The organism is Conexibacter sp. W3-3-2 (assembly GCF_009707605.1).
Classification (GTDB): domain Bacteria; phylum Actinomycetota; class Thermoleophilia; order Solirubrobacterales; family Solirubrobacteraceae; genus Paraconexibacter; species Paraconexibacter algicola.
Genome location: NZ_WLYW01000001.1, coordinates 1600446 through 1618848, shown reverse-complemented (window position 1 = coordinate 1618848; position 18403 = coordinate 1600446). Strand labels below are relative to the sequence as shown.

General features: G+C 75.3%; 16 protein-coding genes and 2 pseudogenes. 10 read left to right on the top strand and 8 right to left on the bottom strand.

The genetic code is table 11. The annotated features are described in order from the left end of the window. Positions 1-5 precede the first annotated feature (5 nt). Genes GKE82_RS07990 through GKE82_RS07970 form a run of 5 tightly spaced genes read left to right on the top strand, consistent with a single transcriptional unit; the run spans position 6 to position 8998 of the window. A complete protein-coding gene (locus tag GKE82_RS07990) occupies positions 6-1436 on the top strand; it encodes an MlaD family protein (protein WP_154732938.1) in 1431 nt (476 codons plus the stop codon). Continuing rightward, positions 1433-3025 carry an MlaD family protein gene (locus tag GKE82_RS07985; protein WP_107571335.1) on the top strand — a complete coding sequence of 531 codons (1593 nt, stop codon included), beginning with the start codon at positions 1433-1435 and terminating at the stop codon, positions 3023-3025. Before GKE82_RS07990 ends, GKE82_RS07985 begins: the two co-directional genes overlap by 4 nt. Before the next feature lie 2 nt (positions 3026-3027). After that, positions 3028-4551 (top strand): MlaD family protein, encoded by a 1524-nt coding sequence (locus tag GKE82_RS07980; protein ID WP_158277001.1) that lies wholly within the window; start codon positions 3028-3030, stop codon positions 4549-4551. Beyond that, positions 4548-7565 (top strand): MlaD family protein, encoded by a 3018-nt coding sequence (locus GKE82_RS07975; protein WP_154732936.1) that lies wholly within the window; start codon positions 4548-4550, stop codon positions 7563-7565. Before GKE82_RS07980 ends, GKE82_RS07975 begins: the two co-directional genes overlap by 4 nt. Beyond that, a complete protein-coding gene (locus tag GKE82_RS07970) occupies positions 7565-8998 on the top strand; it encodes an MlaD family protein (protein ID WP_154732935.1) in 1434 nt (477 codons plus the stop codon). The genes GKE82_RS07975 and GKE82_RS07970 overlap by 1 nt, the downstream gene beginning before the upstream one ends. Positions 8999-9026: 28 nt before the next feature. Here the strand turns inward: GKE82_RS07970 and GKE82_RS07965 are convergent, their stop codons facing one another. After that, positions 9027-10400, bottom strand: coding sequence for an NAD(P)/FAD-dependent oxidoreductase (locus tag GKE82_RS07965; RefSeq protein WP_154732934.1), 1374 nt, complete (start codon positions 10398-10400; stop codon positions 9027-9029). A 57-nt stretch (positions 10401-10457) separates the two neighbouring features. Here GKE82_RS07965 and GKE82_RS07960 point away from each other — a divergent pair, with 57 nt between their 5' ends. Beyond that, positions 10458-11708 (top strand): sorbosone dehydrogenase family protein, encoded by a 1251-nt coding sequence (locus GKE82_RS07960; RefSeq protein WP_154732933.1) that lies wholly within the window; start codon positions 10458-10460, stop codon positions 11706-11708. Here the strand turns inward: GKE82_RS07960 and GKE82_RS31290 are convergent. The 3 genes and pseudogenes from GKE82_RS31290 to GKE82_RS07950 all read right to left on the bottom strand — a co-directional run bounded on the left by GKE82_RS31290 (position 11674) and on the right by GKE82_RS07950 (position 13451). After that, entirely contained in the window at positions 11674-12153 is a 480-nt protein-coding gene (locus tag GKE82_RS31290; RefSeq protein ID WP_375337038.1) for a WS/DGAT domain-containing protein, read from the bottom strand. The genes GKE82_RS07960 and GKE82_RS31290 overlap by 35 nt on opposite strands. A 196-nt stretch (positions 12154-12349) precedes the next feature. Then, positions 12350-13153 (bottom strand): annotated as a pseudogene (locus tag GKE82_RS31285) (wax ester/triacylglycerol synthase domain-containing protein); the annotation flags it as partial. Positions 13154-13193: 40 nt separating this feature from the next. Continuing rightward, the gene (locus GKE82_RS07950) at positions 13194-13451 is read right to left on the bottom strand and encodes an SHOCT domain-containing protein (RefSeq protein WP_154732931.1); all 258 of its coding nucleotides are present in this window, start codon (positions 13449-13451) and stop codon (positions 13194-13196) included. An 89-nt stretch (positions 13452-13540) separates the two neighbouring features. On the opposite strand from GKE82_RS07950, the gene GKE82_RS07945 reads away from it, so the two are divergent. Further along, the gene (locus GKE82_RS07945) at positions 13541-14344 is read left to right on the top strand and encodes an MBL fold metallo-hydrolase (protein ID WP_154732930.1); all 804 of its coding nucleotides are present in this window, start codon (positions 13541-13543) and stop codon (positions 14342-14344) included. A 9-nt stretch (positions 14345-14353) separates the two neighbouring features. Here the strand turns inward: GKE82_RS07945 and GKE82_RS07940 are convergent, their stop codons facing one another. Continuing rightward, complete coding sequence (locus GKE82_RS07940) at positions 14354-14821, bottom strand: tRNA (cytidine(34)-2'-O)-methyltransferase (RefSeq protein WP_107571345.1); 468 nt, start codon at positions 14819-14821, stop codon at positions 14354-14356. A 63-nt stretch (positions 14822-14884) separates the two neighbouring features. On the opposite strand from GKE82_RS07940, the gene GKE82_RS30635 reads away from it, so the two are divergent. Next, positions 14885-15130, top strand: coding sequence for a hypothetical protein (locus GKE82_RS30635; protein ID WP_107571346.1), 246 nt, complete (start codon positions 14885-14887; stop codon positions 15128-15130). Here GKE82_RS30635 and GKE82_RS30630 read toward each other — a convergent pair. From GKE82_RS30630 to GKE82_RS07930, 3 genes and pseudogenes are all read right to left on the bottom strand, one after another. Then, entirely contained in the window at positions 15127-15486 is a 360-nt protein-coding gene (locus GKE82_RS30630; RefSeq protein ID WP_309233492.1) for a hypothetical protein, read from the bottom strand. The two genes, GKE82_RS30635 and GKE82_RS30630, sit on opposite strands and share 4 nt — an antisense overlap. 365 nt (positions 15487-15851) lie before the next feature. Continuing rightward, positions 15852-16061 (bottom strand): annotated as a pseudogene (locus GKE82_RS31280) (Glu/Leu/Phe/Val dehydrogenase dimerization domain-containing protein); the annotation flags it as partial. A gap of 134 nt (positions 16062-16195) precedes the next feature. Beyond that, positions 16196-17749, bottom strand: coding sequence for an RNA polymerase sigma factor (locus GKE82_RS07930; RefSeq protein ID WP_154732929.1), 1554 nt, complete (start codon positions 17747-17749; stop codon positions 16196-16198). 54 nt (positions 17750-17803) lie between these two features. On the opposite strand from GKE82_RS07930, the gene GKE82_RS07925 reads away from it, so the two are divergent. After that, complete coding sequence (locus GKE82_RS07925) at positions 17804-17983, top strand: hypothetical protein (RefSeq protein WP_154732928.1); 180 nt, start codon at positions 17804-17806, stop codon at positions 17981-17983. A 51-nt stretch (positions 17984-18034) separates the two neighbouring features. Further along, positions 18035-18388, top strand: coding sequence for a Rieske (2Fe-2S) protein (locus GKE82_RS07920; protein ID WP_154732927.1), 354 nt, complete (start codon positions 18035-18037; stop codon positions 18386-18388). The last annotated feature ends 15 nt before the right edge of the window (positions 18389-18403 follow it).

The window sequence follows — 18403 nt, the reverse complement described above, 5'->3', positions numbered from 1 at the left end:
GCGGCGTGGGAGCCCGAGTGGAGAGCACACAGATCGAGCAGCAGGGAGGAGGGGGAATCGGCGCCGTCGGTCGCGCCGCGATCGCCGCTGCCCTCGCGCTCGTGGCGCTGCTCGCCGTGCTGGTCCTGACCGGGGACGAGCCCTACACGGTCAAGGCCCGCTTCCAGGCCGCCACCCAGATGGTCGAGGGCAACCTCGTCCAGAGCGGCGGCCGCAAGGTCGGGCTCGTCAAGCAGATCGAGCTCACCGACGACGGCCAGGCCGAGCTGACGCTCGAGCTCGACGACGACGTGGCGCCCCTGCGCGAGGGCACGCGCGCCACGTTGCGGCTCGCGTCGCTGTCGAGCATCGTCGGCCGCTATGTCGACCTGCAGATCCCGGAGGAGACACCCGGCTCCCCGCGCGCCACGATCGCCGACGGCGGCGTCCTGCCGACCGCCAGCACGACCTCCGCGGTCGACATCGACCAGCTCTTCTCGCTGTTCGACGACAGGACCAAGCGCGGGCTGCGCGACTTCATCCGCGGCAACGGCACGCTCTACGCGGGCCGCGAGGCGCAGGCCCGGGCGGGCTTCCAGTACCTCAACCCGACGCTGATCGCCTCCCAGCGCCTGTTCGCCGAGGTCAACCGCGACACGCCGCTGCTGCAGCGCTTCCTGCTCGCCAACGCGCGGCTCGTCACCGACATCGCCGAGCGCTCCGCGGACCTCAGCGCGCTGATCGACGGCCTCGCCGACACGACGGGCGCGATCGCGACAGAGGAGGACGACCTCTCGCGCGCCATCGCGCGCCTGCCCGACTTCATGCGGCGCAGCAACACGACGTTCGTGAACCTGCGCTCCGCGCTCGACGACGTCGAGCCGCTGCTCGAGGAGTCCCGGCCGGTCACCCCGAAGCTGCGGCGCGTGCTCGCGCAGCTGCGGCCGCTCGCGCAGACCGCGCGTCCGGTCGTGCGCGACCTGTCGACGACGATCCGCCGGGACGGCAAGGACAACGACCTCATCGAGCTCGGCCGCGCCGTGCTGCCGTTCCGCGACCAGGTGGTCGCGACGAAGGTCCGCAACGGCCAGGAGCGCCCGGGCACGTTCCCGACGACCGCGAAGTCGCTCGCCGGCTCGCGCGAGCACCTCGCCTTCCTGCGCCCCTACGCGGTCGACCTCACCGGCTGGTTCGACGACTTCAGCCACTCCGGCGTCTACGACGCCAACGGCTCGGTGAGCCGCAACGCCCTGACGGTCAACGCGTTCGCGCTCGCCGACGGGGTGCTGCAGCCGATCCCGCCCGCGCTGCGCGACGCGCTGTTCCAGACCACCGCGTCGGTCAGCCAGAACAACCGCTGCCCGGGCTCGGCCGAGCGTCCCGCCGCCGACGGCTCCAACCCGTACGTGCCCGAGGGCTTCGACTGCGACCGCACCCAGGTGCCCCCGGGACGATGAAGCGCGCGCTCCTCGGCCTCCTCGCGCTCGCGCTCGTGGCGACCTTCGCGGTCGTCGGCACCGGCGCGGGCGACGGCGACGGCAACCCGACCTACTGGGTCGAGCTCGACAACGCGTTTGGGCTGATCGAGGGCGCCGACGTGAAGGTCGCCGGGGTCCGCTCCGGCCAGATCAAGACGATGGAGATCACGCGCGACGACTACCGCGCCCGCGTCGAGATCGAGATCACGCAGGACGGGTTCGGCGTGCTCCGCCGCAGCGCCGTGTGCGAGACCCGCCCGCAGTCGCTGATCGGCGAGTACTTCATCGACTGCCAGCCCGGCACCGCCGGGCCCGAGCTGCCGCGCGGTGGCACGATCCCCGTCGCGCAGACGCGCTCGACCGTCCCGGTCGACCTCGTCAACGACATCTGGCGCCGCCCCTACCGCGAGCGCTTCTCGATCCTGCTCAGCGAGTTCGGCGCCGGGCTCGCGGCCCGCGGCGGCGACCTCAACGAGACGATCCGCCGCGCCGTGCCCGCGCTGCGCGAGACCGACCAGGTCCTCGCGAAGCTCGCCCAGCAGCGCCGCACGATCCGCGACCTCTACCGCGACGCCGACACGGTCGTCACCGCGCTGGCCGACAACCGCGACGACGTCGTGCGGTTCGTCCGCGAGGCGCGCGACACCGCCGCGGCGAGCGGGTCGCGCAGCGACGAGCTGCGCGAGCAGTTCCGCGCGCTCCCGACCTTCCTCGCCGAGCTCCAGCCGACGATGCGGCTGCTCGGCCGCGCCGCCGACCGGCAGGTGCCCGCGCTGCGGACCCTGTCCGCGCAGGCGCCGCGCCTGACCCGCTTCCTCGACGCCTTCGGCGACTTCTCGCAGGCGTCGCGGCCCTCGACCGCCTCGCTCGCACAGGCCGCGCGCGCCGGCCGCACCGCGGTCGTCGCGCTGCGCCCGCAGGTCCGGCGCCTCAGCCGCGCGGTCACCGACCTGCCCGAGCTGGCGCAGAACCTCGCGATCACGCTCGAGCACCTCGACGACCCCGCCAACGCCGTCGAGGACGACGCCCGCAACCCGCGCGGCACCGGCGGCTACACCGGGCTCGAGGCGCTGCTGCGCTACATCTTCTTCCAGGGCCAGGCCACCAACGTCTTCGACGGCAACGGCCACATGCTCAAGGTCTCCGCCTTCGTCGACGCCTCGTGCGCGTTCTACTGGGACGCCGCCCGCGCCCGCACCGACAAGGCGCGCGAGCGCTGCTCGACCGCGCTTGGCCCGCGGGCCCCGGGCATCAACGAGCCCGACCCGACGGCGACCGGCACCACCCAGACGCGCGCGTCCGAGCGCGAGGACGACGCCCGTCCCGCGCAGCCGGCCGCCACCCCGACGCCGACCGCGCCGGCCCCGACGGCGACGCCGGCCCCGTCCGCGACGCCGCAGTCCGAGGGCCTCCTCGGCGACCTGCTCGACGGCCTGCTGCCCGACGGCGTGCTGCCGCCCAAGCTCCAGGACCAGCTCGACGGGCTCGGCGGCGCGCTGACCGGCAAGGGCCAGGGCCGCCCGCAGACGCAGAGCTCCGGCCTCCTCGACTACCTGCTGGGGGGCTGAGCGTGTCGCGCAACCGTCCCAGCGTCGTCGCCAACCCGGTCCTCGTCGGCGCCGTCACCGTCCTCATCGTCACGGTCGCGGTGTTCCTGGCGTACAACGCGAACTCCGGGCTGCCGTTCGTCCCGACCACCGAGCTGAAGGTGCGCGTCGCCAGCGGCGCGAACGTCCTGCCCGGCAACGACGTGCGCGAGGGCGGCTTCCGCGTCGGCATCGTGTCCGACATGGAGCCCGTCCGGCTGCCGGACGGCACCACCGGGGCCGAGATCACGCTGAAGCTCGACGACAAGGGCGACCCGCTGCCCGTCGACTCGACCGTCGACCTGCGCCCGCGCTCGGTGCTCGGCCTCAAGTACGTCGAGATCACGCGCGGCACCGCCACGCAGACGTTCCGCGACGGCGACACGCTCCCCGCCGACCAGGCGACCTTCCCGGTCGAGCTCGACGACTTCTACTCGATCTTCGACGAGCGGACGCGGACGTCCGTGCAGCGCAACGTCGAGGGCTTCGGCACCGCGCTCAGCGGCCGCGGCGTCGCCGTCAACGAGGCGATCGCCGACCTGCCGCGGTTCCTCGGCGCGCTCGAGCCGGTCATGACGGTGCTCTCCGACGAGGACACCCAGCTCGTCCGCTTCCTCAAGGAGCTCGGCGACGCCGCGCGCGTCGTCGCGCCGATCGCCGACCAGTACGCCAACCAGTTCACCGCCGGCGCGGACGTGTTCGAGGCCTGGTCGCGCGACCCCGAGAAGCTCCAGCAGACGATCGAGAAGTCCGGCCCGACGCTGCGCACCGGCATCGCGTCGCTCCGCACGCAGCGGCCGTTCCTGCGGGACTTCGCGGCCTTCAGCGGCTCCGTCGAGCGGGTCGCCCGCCAGCTGCCGCGCACGCTGCCCCGCATCACGCCCGCCCTGGAGACCGGTGCGCGCGTCCAGCGCCGCACCCCGGAGCTCAACCGCAACCTGCGCGGCGTCCTGCAGGCCGCGGACCGGCTCGCCCGCGACCCGGCGACGCCGGCGGCGATCCGTGGCGTCAACCGCACGGTCGACATCCTCAACCCGTTCGTGCGGTTCCTCGGCCCGCACATCACGGTCTGCAACTACTTCAACTACGCCTGGACCCACGTCAGCGAGCACCTCACCGAGCCCGACCCGACCGGCACGTCGCAGCGCACCCTGCTCAACCAGGCCTCGCGCACGGTCAACCCGCTCGCCTCGAGCGTCGGGACGCTCGGCGCCGCCCGGCCCGCCAACGGCGAGCCGACCCTCACCGGCTCGCCGATGAACCTGCACCTGACCCCCTACGGCGCGGCGATCGACGAGCAGGGCAACGCCGACTGCGAGTCCGGGCAGCGCGGCTACCACCAGCGCCTCAACGCGTACGGCCCCGCGGACCAGAACATCGTCGTCGACCCGCACATCCCCGGGAACTCCGGCCCGACCTTCACCGGTCGGCCGCGCGTGCCCGAGGGCCAGACCTTCTCGCGCTCGCCCCAGGTGGGCCCGAAGCTGCCGCCGGAGCTCCTGCCATGAGACGCGGCCAGAAGACCGCCGATCCGTTCCGCGTCGGGCTGCTCGTGCTCGTCCTCGCCGTCGTCGGCGTCTACTTCGGCTTCACGAAGGCCAACCCGCTCGCCGACCCGTTCGAGATGAAGGCCGCGTTCCGCGACGCCGCGGGCGTCAAGGCGAAGTCGCCCGTGCGCGTCGCCGGCGTCACCGTCGGCGAGGTCACGAAGGTCGAGAAGCCCGACCCCGGGTCGCCCGGCGTCGTCGTGACGATGAAGCTCCAGGACCGCGGCCTGCCCGTGCACCGCGACGCGCGCCTGAAGATCCGGCCGCGGATCTTCCTCGAGGGCAACGTCTTCATCGACATGACGCCCGGGTCGCCGACCGCGCCGGTCGTCGGGGACGGCGACACGATCCCGCTCACGCAGACCGCGGCGCCCGTCGGCCTCGGCAAGGTCCTCGAGTCGCTGCAGGCGAACACCCGCGAGGACCTGCAGACCGTGCTGCAGGAGTACGGCAGCGCGCTGCAGGACGGCGGTGCGGCGGGCTTCAACCGCTCGATCCAGTACTGGGAGCCCGCCTACCGCGACGGCGCGATCGTCGCCGACGCCACCCGCGGCATCCTCATCCACGACCTGTCGAACTACGTCGACCGCGCCGGCGTCGTCGCCCAGGCGCTCGACCGCGACCCGGCCGCGCTCAAGGGCCTGATCACGAACTTCTCGACGGTCGCGGGCGCCTTCCAGGCCGAGCAGGGCAACCTGCGGCGTGCCGTCGACGTGCTCGACGACACGCTGGAGACCGGCTACCGCGCACTCGGGGAGCTGAACACCGCGCTGCCGCCGCTGCGCCGCCTGGCGCGCGAGCTGCGTCCGGCCGTCCGCGCCGCGGGCCCGTCGCTCGACGCGCAGCTGCCGCTGCTGCGCGAGCTGCGCGGCCTGCTGCGCTCCGCCGAGCTCGGCGGCCTCGCCCGCGACCTGCGCCGCGTCGTGCCCGACCTCGTCGAGCTGAACGTCGGCGGCGTCCCGCTGCAGGAGCAGGCGCGGCTGCTCTCGAGCTGCCAGATCCAGGTGATCCAGCCGACGGCCAACAGCAAGATCGAGGACAAGAACTTCCCGGCCAACGGCAAGGTCTTCCAGGAGGGCGTGAAGTGGCTCCCGGGCATCGCCGGGGAGAGCCGCGGCTTCGACGGCAACGGCCAGTACATCAAGACGACCGCCAAGGGCGGCGCGAACTTCGTGTACTCGATCGGGGCCGGCCGCTTCCTGCTCACCAGCGCCCCGCTCGGCGGCGTCAACCCGCCCGCGAAGACGAAGCACCCGCCGATGCGGCCGGACGTCCCCCTGCGAGACGCAGGAGGCGCCGAACGTGCAGTCGATCCCCGAGGGCCCGCCCGTCGGCCGCCGCGTGCGCACCTCCGGCGAGGCCTACGCCGAGCGCCTCGCGAAGTCCCAGGGCAGCGCGATCACGTGGCTGCGCCGCCAGCTGAAGATCGAGGGCCTCGAGAAGACCCTGAAGGTCGTGACCGAGCCGCTGACGAAGGCCGCCGCCGAGCGTCTCGGCGCGCGCGCCACCGCCCAGCGGGCCGCCGACGCCCGCCGCATCCGGGAGGCGGGCGAGTGATCCGCGCGATCAAGAAGCGTCGCGGCGACCTGTTCGCCGTCATCGGCCTGTTCACCATCGCCGCGATCGTCGGCGGCTACATCCTCGAGAAGCAGCGGCTGCGGTTCCCGCTGATCGAGGAGAGCCCGTTCATCGTCAAGGCCGAGTTCGCGACCGCGCAGGCGGTCACCCCCGGCCAGGGGCAGACCGTCCGTGTCTCCGGCGTGCGGATCGGCGACATCTCCAAGGCGGAGCTGAAGGACGGCCGCGCCATCATCACGATGGAGCTCGACCGCAAGTACGACGACCTCGTCCGCGAGGACGCGAAGGCGCTGCTGCGGCCGAAGACCGGCCTGAAGGACATGTTCATCGAGCTCGACCCGGGCACGAAGGCCGCACCGCTGGTGAAGGAGGGCTGGACCCTCCCGATCGCCTCGACGCTGCCGGACGTCAACCCGGACGAGTTCCTGCAGTCGCTGGACACCGACACGCGCGACTACCTGCAACTGCTGCTGGACGGGGCGGGCAAGGGCCTGAAGGGCCGCGACGACGACCTGCGCGAGGTCCTGCGCCGGTTCGAGCCGACCAACCGCGACCTCGCCGCCGTCTCCACCGCGGTCGCGCAGCGGCGCACCGAGCTGCGCCGGCTCATCAACTCGCTGCAGCGGCTCACCACCAAGCTCGGCGAGGAGCCCGAGGACCTCACCGAGCTCGTGCAGACCTCCAACCGCGTCTTCACCGCGCTCGCGGCCGAGCGCGACGGCGTCCAGGGCACCGTCCGCGAGCTGCCGGGCGCGCTGGAGGAGACCCGCGACGGGCTCGCGAAGGTCGAGCAGCTCGCGAAGGTCCTGCGGCCCGCCGCCGACGAGCTGCGCCCCGTGGCGCGCGCCCTGCGCCGCGCCAACGACCGGGTGCTGCCGTTCGCCCGCGAGGCGACGCCGCTGCTGCGCACCGACATCCGCCCGTTCGTCCGCGAGGCGCGGCCGCTGGTGCGCGAGCTGCGCCCCGCCGCCGCCGACCTCGTCGCGGCCGAGCCGCAGCTGAAGCGCACGTTCACCGTGCTCAACCACCTCTTCAACATGCTCGGGTACAACCCGAACGGTCGTGAGCCCGCCGACAAGCGCGGCCGCGAGGAGGGCTACGCGTTCGCGCTGGCGTGGCTGGGCCACCAGTCGGTGAACCTCTTCAACAACGCGGACGCCAACGGCCCGATGCGCAGCATCACGATCGCGGGCACCTGCAACGTGCTCGAGTCGACGGTCGCGAGCCTGCCCGCCTCGGAGTTCCTGCTCGGCCTGACCGGCGTGCTCACCGACCCGTCGATCTGCGGCGGCGACGGGGCGGCCGCGCGCCGCGCCAAGGTGCGCCGCGACCTGCGCGCCAGCGAGCGTGCCGCCGAGCGCGCGACGAAGCTCGCGCAGACGGGGGAGGCCGGCTGATGGTCAAGCAGGCGCCCACCGTCGGCCGGCTGCTCACGATGGTGCTGTTCGCGCTGTCGTGCTTCGGCCTGCTGCTCTTCCTCTGGATCAGCTTCGGCGGCTCGACGCCGCTGAAGCCCGAGGGCTACCGCTTCAAGGTGGCGCTGCCCGAGGCGACGCAGCTGGCCGTCGAGGCCGACGTGCGCGTCGCCGGCGTGCCGATCGGCAAGGTCCGCGCGAAGGAACGCGACCCGGAGGGCAACGCGACGCTCGCCACGATCGAGATCGACCCGCGGTACGCGCCGATCTCCAGCGACGCGCGCGTCACGCTGCGCCAGAAGACGCTGCTGGGCGAGACCTACGTCGCGATGACCACGGGCACCCGCGACGCCCCGAAGCTCGGGGAGGGCGAGATCCTGCGCCCGCGGCAGGTGCAGCCGACCGTCGAGCTCGACGAGATCCTCAACACCCTCGACCCGTTCACGCGGCAGGCGTTCCGCACCTGGCAGCGCTCCGCCGCCGGGTCGATCCGCGACCGCGGCGACGACCTCAACGACGCGCTCGGCAACCTGCCCGGGTTCGTCACGACCGGCGGCGACCTGCTCGAGGTCCTCGACGAGCAGCGCGCGGCGCTCGGCGGGCTCGTCCGCAACACCGGCCTCGTGTTCCAGGCGATCACCCGCCGCGAGAACCAGCTCGACCGCGTCATCCGCAACGGCAACACGGTCTTCACCGCGATCCAGCGCGAGCGCGAGGCGTTCGCCCGCACCTTCCAGGTCTTCCCGACGTTCCTCGACGAGTCCCGCCGCACGTTCCGCCGGCTCGACCGCTTCGCGCGCGTCGGCCAGCCCGTCGTCGCCGACCTGAAGGTCGCGATGGACGACCTCGCCCCGACGCTCGACGCGCTCGGCGACTTCGGACCCGACCTGCAGCGGCTGTTCACCGACCTCGACCCGCTGATCGACATCTCCCGCCGCTCGCTGCCCGCGACCGCGGAGGTGCTCGACGGCCTGCGGCCGGTGCTCGACGAGCTCGGCCCGTGGCTGGGCGAGCTGAACCCGACCCTCAACTGGGTCGCGCACAACGAGGCGACGCTCGCCGACATGTTCGGCAACCTCGGCGTGGCGACCGGGGCGAAGACCGTCTCGCAGGTGCCCGGCGCGCCCGGCCACTACCTGCGCCAGCTCGGCCCGCTCGGCGTCGAGACCGCCGCGATCCACACCAACCGCGTCAGCGGCAACCGCGGCAACGCCTACCACAACCCCGGGGTGCTCTCGGGCAAGGAGCTCGCCGACACCGGCGCCTACGCCTCGTGGGACTGCAACCACGTCGGCGAGCGGCCCGGCGGGGGGGTGCCCTCGGCTCCCGCGTGCCGCCTCGCGAAGCCGTACACGCGGGCGGGCACGCTGACCGCGCTGCCGCAGTTCCCCGCCGAGTCCTACGACCGCCCGTAGCGGGCGGTGACCCGCCGCGGCCGGGCGCTCAGAGCCCGGCGTCGGCCAGCAGGTGCAGCCAGACCTCGCTGCGGGTCGGGAACGCCGGCACGCTGTGCCACAGGTCCTCCAGCGGGACCGCGCCGACGATCGCGACGGTCGCGGCGTGCAGGAAGTCCTGGACGTCGGGCCCGGTGAACGTCGCGCCGACGAGCACGCCACGGTCGTCGTCGATGACGATCCGCGACTCGCCCGGCGTGTTGCGTCCGTGGAAGGACGCGCCCGCGTTGCCGGAGGTCGTCGCGCGTGCCGAGCGGGCGTTGATGCCCGCCGCCTTCGCCTGCGCGAGCGTGTAGCCGACCGCCGCGACCTGCGGCTCGGTGAACGTGACGCGCGGCGGCGGATCGATGCTGGGCCGCAGCCGCACGTCACGGCCGAGGATGACGTCGCTGGCGATCCGCGCCTGGTGCTTGCCGACGTGCGTCAGCAGCGCCTTGCCGTTGGCGTCGCCGCAGACGAACAGCCACGGGTGGCCGGGCACGCGCAGCTGGTCGTCGACCTCGATCGGCCGGCCCGGCTCGCCGCCGAACGCCTCGATGCCCAGGTCCGCGGTGAGCGACCGGCGGCCGGCGGCCACGAGCAGCTCGTCGGCGGTCACGTCTCCGCCGCCCTCCAGCACGAGCGTCACCGGGCCGCCCGGCTCGGGGCGCTCCACGCGCCCGACCCGCACGCCCGTGCGCAGGTCGACGCCGCGCGTGCGCAGCGACTCGGTCACCAGCGCCGAGGCGAACTGCTCCTCCTTGGAGAGGATCCGGTCCCCGCCCTCCAGCAGCGTCACGACGACCCCGAGCGACCGGTACGCCTCGGCCATCTCGCAGCCGATCGGGCCACCGCCGAGGATCGCCAGCGACGCGGGCAGCTCCTTCGTCGTGGTGACCTCGCGGTTCGTCCACGGCCGGGCCGCCTCGAGCCCGTCGATCGGGGGCAGCATCGCGCGCGTCCCGACGCCCAGCACGACGGCGTCCCGCGCGCGCAGCAGCTCGTCCCCGACCCGGACCTCGCGCTCGCCGGCGAGGACGCCGTGGCCGCGCACGACGGCGATGTCGCGCTCCTGCAGCCACGGCAGCTGGGAGGCGTCGTCGAGGTCGTGGATCACCTGGTCGCGTCGCGCGAGTGTCGCCGCGACGTCGAGCTCGCCGGTGACCGCCTCGGTGGCGCCGGGCACGCGCGCCACCTCGGCCAGCAGCTGGGCCGGGCGCAGCAGCGCCTTGGACGGCATGCAGCCGTAGAAGGAGCACTCGCCGCCGATGAGGTGCTCCTCGACGACCACCACCTCCTTGCCGCCGTCGGCCAGGCGTCCGGCGGCGACCTCGCCGGCGGGGCCGGCGCCGATCACGATCACGTCGAAGGTGCGTTCGCGCATAGGCGCCGAGTCTCTCAGGTGCGCCATGCGGGCCCTCCGAAGTGCGATCCTGCTGGCATGTCCCGGCGACCGCTGCTGCTCCTGACCCTCGGCCTGCTGGCCCCGGCGCTCGCCGCGTGCGGGGCCGACGACGACACCGCGACCGTCGCGAGCTCGACCCCGACCTCGGCGATGCAGGACGCCGCACCCGCCGCGACGACCGGGTCCGGCGCCGCCGCCGCCCAGGCCACCGGCGTGCAGCTGCGGCGCGTCGGCTCCTTCACCCAGCCGCTCTACGTCACCGGCGCGCCCGGCGACCGGCGGCGGCTGTTCGTCGTCGAGCAGGGCGGCCGCATCATGGTCGTGCGCGGCGGACGCAAGCTCGCCGTGCCGTTCCTGGACATCCGCTCGCTCGTCACCGCGGGCGGCGAGCAGGGACTGCTGTCGGTCGCGTTCCCGCCCGACTACGCCAGGACCGGACGGTTCTACGTCTACTACACCGACAAGGCCGCCAAGCAGCGGGTCGTCGAGTACCGCCGCGCGACCGCGGACCGCGCCGACCGCTCGAGCGCCCGGCTGGTGCTCCGCATGGACGACCCGGAGTCCAACCACAACGGCGGCCTCATGAAGTTCGGGCCGGACGGGCTGCTCTACATCGCCACCGGCGACGGCGGCGGGGCGGGCGACGAGCACGGCAGCCGCGGCAACGCCCAGGACCTCGGCTCGCTGCTGGGCAAGCTGCTGCGGATCGATCCGCGCCGCACCGGCTCGCGCGCCTACCGGGTGCCGTCGAGCAACCCGTTCGTCGGCCGCTCGGGCGCCCGCCGGGAGATCTTCAGCTACGGCCTGCGCAACCCCTGGCGGTTCAGCTTCGACCGCTCGACCGGCGACCTCGTGATCGGGGACGTCGGGCAGGGGGAGATCGAGGAGGTCGACTTCGTGCAGCGGCGCGACGGCCGCGCGGCCGGCGCCGGCGCGAACTTCGGCTGGCGGCCGTTCGAGGGCTCGCGCGTGTTCCGCCAGGGCGAGAGCGCCCCGGGCCACGTCAAGCCGGTCATCGAGCACTCCCACGACGACGGCTGGTGCTCGATCACCGGCGGCTACGTCGTGCGCGACCCCGCCCTGACCGCGCTGCGCGGCCGCTACGTCTACAGCGACTTCTGCAAGGGCGAGATCTACGCGGGCGAGCTCAAGGCCTCCGGCTCGACGTCGCGGCGCGTCGCGGGCCTGCCGAAGGTCGAGGGCCTCGCCTCGTTCGGCGAGGACACGGCGGGCCGCGTCTACGTCGTGTCGCTCAACGGGACCGTCTCGCGCCTGGCCGCGAAGTAGCGGTCCCGGCGGGACGGCGGCGGCGGGCCCGCTCGCGCCAGGGCGTGCCCTCGCGCGCGGCGGGCAGGACGCGCAGGGTGTCGAACGCCTGCTCGAGGTCCCGGGCGAGATCGACCGCGTCGGGCACGACGACCGCGTCGGCGGTCACCCCGACGTGCAGCCGCCCGCGGTAGCTCAGCGCCCCGATCGTCAGGGCGTGCCCGTCCAGGCACGGCACCGCCGGGTAGAGCGCGGCCAGCGGGCGGCCCAGCAGCCCGAGGTCGACCGGTGGTCCGGGCACGTTGCTGACGATCGCCGTGAACGAGGCGGCCCTCGCCGCGGTGCGGGTGACCGCGCGACGCGCCGTGGCGGGCAGCACGTCGGCGGCGTCGGCCAGCGCGGCGAGCGGGCCGGCCTCCCCGGCCGCCTTCGCGGCCCGGGTCTGGGCGCGGACGCGGCGCAGCACGCGCACCGGGTCGGTCTCGGCGACCGGCAGGTCGACGCCGACGAACGAGATCTTGTTGCCCGCGGCGGCGCCCTCCGGGCGTGCCGTCGCGCACGTTCACCGGCACGAGGACCTTCACGGTCTCGGGCTGCTCGCCGCGGCGGCGCAGCGCCCGGCCGAGCGCGAGCGCGCACGCGGCCAGCAGCACGTCGTTGATCGTCCCGCCGTGGCGGCGGCCCGCGTCGCGGACGCCCTCGAGGTCGGTGGTGGCGAACGCGACCTCGCGCGCCGGCCCGACCGTCCGGTCGAGGCTCGTGGCCGCCGACGGCCGCGCGAAGGACTCGAGCGCCCCGGCGACCTCGCGCAGCCGGGCGGCGTCGGTGCGCCGGGCCGCCCCGAGCAGCGCCCGCGCGGTCCGGCCGCCACCCCCGACCCGGGAGCGGACCGCGTCGGTCAGCCCGTCGACGAGCGGCACCGGCCCGGCGGGCAGCCACGGACCCCCGTCCGTCCCGTCGGCCGGGGCGGGCGCCTCCGGGGTGAACAGCAGCAGCGCGACCTCGATCGCCGCGATCCCGTCGACGAGCGCGTGGTGCGCCTGACCGATCAGCGCGAAGCCCCCGCCGGCGAGCCCGTCGACGAGGTACAGCCGCCACAGCGGCCGCGCGGGGTCCAGCGGAACGGACAGCAGCGTCCCGGCGAGCTCGCGCAGCTCCCCGGGGCCGCCGGGGGCGGCGAGCCGCAGCGCGTGGACGTGGCGCGCGACGTCGAAGCCGGGGTCGTCGGACCAGCGCAGGTCGCCGAGGCCCAGGCGCGGCGCGGTGACGCGGCGGCGGAAGCGCGGCACGTGGTCCAGGCGCGCCTCGAGGTGGCGGCGCAGCTGCGCGACCGGGGGCGCCGTCCCCTCGAACCGCATCGTCCAGCCGACGTGCAGCGGCGCGACCGCGGTGTCGAGGTCCAGGAACGAGGCGTCGAGGGCGCTGAGCCGGTCGGGCGGGTGGGCCACCCCCTCATCGTGGCGCATCCGGAGGATGGCCGCGACCCTCCCGGCGGCGGAGCGGTCCCTACAGCTCGTCCAGGAGCTTCGTCTTCTGCTGGCGGAACTCGTCGTCGGTGAGCGCCCCGTGCTGGTGCAGGAGCGCGAGACGCTCGAGCTGCTCGAGCGGGTCGGGCGGCAGGACGACCGGTGCACGGCCGGGCACGAGCGCGGGGAACGCGCCCGCGGTCATGCCCGCGAACGGCCCGCCGGCGGGGGCGGGACCGGGGCCCGGGACGGGCGGTGCACCACTGGACCTGGCGCGCCGGGACAGCTTGCTGAACATGGCCGCGGACGCTAGCGGCGGTCCGGGCCCCGGAGGTCTCGACCCGGTATCGGCGGCGGCGTGCGCCCGCGTGCGACGATCCGCCGACGATGGGCACGCTCGAGGACCACGACATCGCGCTGGTGCGCGCCGAGAACCCGGGGCCGTTCACGCTGACCGGCACGAACACCTGGGTGGTCGGTCGCGAGCCGTGCTGGATCGTCGACCCCGGTCCCGAGCAGGCGTCGCACCAGGAGGCGGTCGCGGCCGTCGCCCGGGAGCGCGGCGGCGTCGGCGGGATCGCCCTGACCCACGACCACGCCGACCACGTCGGCGGTCACGCCGCCCTGATGGACCGGCTGCGCGGCGACGGCGAGGTCCCGCTCGTCGGGGCCGCGCGCTTCCCGGCCGACGTCGCGCTCGCCGACGGTGCCGCGTTCGGGCCGCTCACCGCGGTCGCGAGCCCCGGGCACGCGCCGGACCACCTCGCGTTCGTCACCGACGACGGGGTGCTCTTCAGCGGCGACGCCGTCCTGGGCACCGGCAGCGTGTTCGTCGCCCCCTCCCCGGGGGCCCTGACCGGCTATCTCGCCGCGCTGCGCGGCCTGCGGGCGCGCGACCTCGTGCTGATCTGCCCCGGGCACGGCCCGCTGGTGGACGATCCGCACGCGAAGCTCGACGAGTACCTCGAGCACCGCCTGGAGCGCGAGCGCAAGCTCGTGGCCGCGCTCGCGGCGGGCGGGCGGACGATCGAGGGCCTGCTGGACGCCGCGTGGGGCGACGCGCCCGCGGAGCTGCGGCCGGCCGCGGCGATCACGATGGCCGCGCACCTCGACAAGCTCGAGGAGGAGGGCCGGCTGCCCGGGGGCGTCGAGCGGCCGGAGGTCCCGACCTGGCTGCACGGCGCGATCTGAGCCGGCGCGCTACGCGTCGGGCACGGCGAAGTCGTGCTGGCGCCACGCCTCGTACGCGGCGATCGACGCGGCGCTCGTGAGGTTCAGCGAGCGGCGGCCGGGCAGCATCGGGATCGTGACCCGCTCGGTGACGTGCTCGTCGTCGAGGACGTGGTCGGGCAGGCCGGTGGGCTCGGGCCCGAACAGCAGCACGTCCCCGGGCGCGTACGCGACGTCGGCGTAGCGCGTGCCCCCGCGCGAGGTGAACGCGAACACGCGCGCGGGGGCGAGGGCCGCCCAGGCGGCGGCGAGGTCGTCGTGCACGGTCACGTCGGCGAGGTCGTGGTAGTCGAGGCCCGCGCGGCGCAGCTGCGCGTCGGTGAGGTCGAACCCGAGCGGCCGGACGAGGTGCAGCGCACACCCGGTCACCGCGCACAGCCGGATCGCGTTCCCGGTGTTCGGCGGGATGCGCGGCTCGAAGAAGAGGATGCGGAACACGCCCGCAGCATGCCGGGTCGGGCGGCGGGGTGGACCGCCGCGGCCGGGCGCTACCCTCGGTGGGTGTTCGGCATCGGCATCTGGAGCACGATCGTCCTCGCGACCGGGGTCCTGTCGGTCCTCGCGATGTTCGCGTACATGGCGACCGGTCACGGGGTGCGTGGCGACGAGGAGGCCGCGCGCGACTTCTACGACGAGCACGGGCACTGGCCCGACCAGACGCCCGAGGAGGCGGAGGCCGAGCGCGAGGAGGCCCAGAAGTGGGCCCGCGCGCAGACGTCGACCGCCGATCCGGACGGCGTCGTCTAGGCGCCGCCCGCCTCGGCGACGCGCCGACGGGCCAGCGTCATCGCCGCGTCCAGCGGGGTGGATCCCGTCGCGTCGGCCTGCGCGAACACGGTCCGCATCGTCTCGCCGATGCCGCGGACGCGTCGGCGGGCCAGCCGCGGGTCGTAGCCGTCCGGCTCGAGCTCGACGCTGATGTTCACGATCCCGCCCGCGTTGGCGACGAAGTCGGGCGCCCAGAGGACCCCGCGGTCGGCGAGCAGGCCGGCGACCGCGTCGTCGGCGAGCTGGTTGTTGGCGGCGCCTGCGACCACCGGCGCCTGCAGGGCGGCGACCGCGTCGGCGTCGAGCACGCCGCCCAGGGCGCACGGCGCGAGCACGTCGACCGGGGCCGTGAGCGCGCGTCCCGACGCGATCCAGCGGGCGCCGGGCGCGCCGCGTCCTCGCGCCGCGCCGCGACGATGTCGGTGACGAGCAGCGTCGCGCCGGCCCGGGCGAGCAGCCCGGCGAGCGCCAGGCCGACGTGCCCGAGCCCGACCACCGCGACCGAGCGGCTGCGCAGGTCCGCGCTGCCGAACGCGCGCTCGCAGCTCGCCCGGATCGACTCGAGGACCCCGAGCGCCGTCCACGGGGACGGGTCGCCCGAGCCGCCCCGTGCCCGGCTGAGGCCCGCCACGTGCGGCGTGACCCCGGCCATCACCCCGAGGTCGCGCGCGGACGTGCCGACGTCCTCGGCGGTGACGTAGCGGCCGTCGAGGACCGCGACGGTCTCGGCGAAGTCCAGCAGGGCGGCGCGGCGCGCCGCCCCCGTGGGGGCCGGCGCCCCGGCGGGGAGCGCGATGACGCCCTTGCCACCGCCGAGCGGCAGCCCGGCGACCGCGGACTTCCAGGTCATCGCCCGGCTCAGGCGCAGCGCGTCGGCGAGCGCCGCGTCGTGGCCGTCGTAGCGCCACATGCGGCAGCCGCCGAGCGACGGGCCGCGGGCGGTGGAGTGGACGGCGACGACGGTGGTGAGGCCGGACCGCGGGCCGCGGCGCAGCAGCACCTCCTCGTGCTCGAGCCCGGCGTCCGCGGCGGGGGTGCGCGCCACTAGGGGCGGACCGTGCCGGAGGGCCCGGGGCCGCTGGCACCGCCCGGGCCGGCGGCGGGGGCCGCGGCGCCGGCGGGCGCCCCGGTGTCCCGCGGGGGCTCCACCGTGGTCGGCTGCCCGGCGGGCGCGCCGGGCGTCGTGGTGGCGGTCGTCGTCCCGGTCCCGCTGCCCGAACCCGTCCCGGTGCCGTGCCCGGTCCCGGTCGTGGGCGCGGTCGGGCCGGTGTCGGTCGTGGTCGGCGCGACCGGCTCGTCCGGCGCCTGGGCGCCACCGGTCGGGTCGACGACGGGTGCCGCCGCGGGGTCGCCGCCCAGGCCGCCGTCCGCGGTGGGCTCGTCGGCGGTGCCGAGGCCGATCGCGGGGAGCGCGGCGTCGTCGGTCTCCGCGTGCATCGCGGTCCGCCGGCGGTCCTTCTCGGCCTTGCGGCGCTCGCTCGTGGCGCCCGTGGGCCGCTCGGCCGCGCGGCGGGCGGCGGCAGGCGCGGGCGCGGCGACGGCCGCCGCGGCGACCGGGGCGGCGGCCCGCGGAGCGGCGGCACGCTGCCCGCGCTCCTCCTGCTTCTTCGGCGGCACGATGCGGTGCTGGACCTCGGCGGCCCCGCCCCCGACGACCGCTGCGCAGCAGACGATGGCGGCGACCTTGCTCGCCGTCGCGGCCGCGCCCCCGCCGATCAGCGCGACGCCGCCGCCCGACGCGGCGCCCGCGCCCATGGTGGCGGCACCGCCGGCGGCAGCCCCGGATCCGGCGGACCCGATGCCGAGGATCTTCATGACGAGGCCCCAGGGGCCCGCCGACGGGCTGAGCGAGTGCAGGCCGGTGGAGACGCCCTTGAGCGTGTCGCGGTAAGAGCGGCAGGCCGCGCAGTCGCGCAGGTGGCGGCGCGCGCGGCCGGTCATCCGCACGCCGCGGTCGTGCGCCTGGTCGAGGTCGTCACGGATGTCCGCGCACGACAGCGCACGGGCCTCCGCCTGCTCGACGAGGCCCATCCGGGCGCGGACGAGCAGCGACTTCACCGCGGGGACGCTGCACTCCAGCGCCGTGGCGAGCTCGACGTAGCTCAGGCCCTCCATCTCGCGCAGGAGCAGGGCCGAGCGCTGCTGCTCGGGCAGCCGGCCGACGTCGGTGACGAGCCGCTGGAGGTCCTCCCGTCGCGACGCCTCGGTCAGCGGGTCGTGCAGCGCGCTGGCCTGGAGCTCGTCGTGCAGCTCCACGGTCGCGGGCCGCGGGCGACGCAGCTGGTCGATGCAGCGGTTGTGCGCGACCCGGTAGAGCCACGCGCGCACCGAGACGGGCCGCTCGTCCGCCCGCAGCGCGCCATAGGCGCGCAGGAAGACGTCCTGCATCGCGTCCTCGGCGTCGGAGGTCGAGCCGCCGAGCATCTGCCGCGCGTAGGTGAAGAGCCGCTGGCGGTAGCGGTCGTGGAGCACCTGGAAGGCGTCGTCGTTGCCCGCCCGGAAGGACGCGAGCAGCTGCTCGTCCGAGCGCAGGCGCAGCAACGGCCCGCCCCGGAGGAGGCGACGTGCGGCGGGGGCTCTGGTGACGGGGGCGTCCACGGTCTCGACCTAGGGTACTCGCGCCAACGGGCGCCGTCGGCGGGAGTTGCGGTCTTGTCGGCGCTCCGCTGGGGGCAGGACCTGCTCGCCCGCGCGGGCCGCTCCCGGAACCCGCCGGCCGCCGGGGTGCGGCAGCTGCCGCGCCGTCGCGGGGCGCGGCTGGCGGTCCGCGCCCGCGACGGCGGCCAGGGCGCGACCACCGTCCGTCCGGTCCTCCCGCGGCGGCGGCGGTGAACGTCCCGCCGCCGCCGTGACCCCTGGCGCGTCGACGCCCGTAGGCGGGGCATGGCTACGAGACTGGTGGGCGTCGACGAGCTCGGCGAGACGCAGGTGACGATCGTGGAGGACACGCCGCACGGCACGCTCGCCGTGGGCCTCAGCGGCGGCGAGCCGTTCGCGGTGTCCAACCGCTGCCGGCACCTCGGGGCGCCGCTGGGCAAGGGCCGCGTCGACGCGGACGGCTGCCTGGAGTGCCCGTGGCACTCGGCGCTGTTCGACGTGCGCACGGGCGCGATGACCCGCGGCCCGCAGGGCGCGTTCAAGCCGATCGCGGGCGTCGTCAAGGGCACGCTCGGGGCGCGCAAGCTCAAGACCTTCCCGGTCGAGCTGCGCGAGGACGCGATCTGGCTCACCGCCTGAGCCCCGGGTAGGCTC

What these genes read in the sequence shown, in the direction of transcription:
- GKE82_RS07985 (WP_107571335.1), top strand. Translation starts at nt 1,433, where the DNA reads ATGAAGCGCGCGCTCCTCGGCCTCCTCGCGCTCGCGCTCGTGGCGACC.
- GKE82_RS07975 (WP_154732936.1), top strand. Translation starts at nt 4,548, where the DNA reads ATGAGACGCGGCCAGAAGACCGCCGATCCGTTCCGCGTCGGGCTGCTC.
- GKE82_RS07970 (WP_154732935.1), top strand. Translation starts at nt 7,565, where the DNA reads ATGGTCAAGCAGGCGCCCACCGTCGGCCGGCTGCTCACGATGGTGCTG.
- GKE82_RS07965 (WP_154732934.1), bottom strand. Translation starts at nt 10,400, where the DNA reads ATGCGCGAACGCACCTTCGACGTGATCGTGATCGGCGCCGGCCCCGCC.
- GKE82_RS07960 (WP_154732933.1), top strand. Translation starts at nt 10,458, where the DNA reads ATGTCCCGGCGACCGCTGCTGCTCCTGACCCTCGGCCTGCTGGCCCCG.
- GKE82_RS07950 (WP_154732931.1), bottom strand. Translation starts at nt 13,451, where the DNA reads ATGTTCAGCAAGCTGTCCCGGCGCGCCAGGTCCAGTGGTGCACCGCCC.
- GKE82_RS07945 (WP_154732930.1), top strand. Translation starts at nt 13,541, where the DNA reads ATGGGCACGCTCGAGGACCACGACATCGCGCTGGTGCGCGCCGAGAAC.
- GKE82_RS07920 (WP_154732927.1), top strand. Translation starts at nt 18,035, where the DNA reads ATGGCTACGAGACTGGTGGGCGTCGACGAGCTCGGCGAGACGCAGGTG.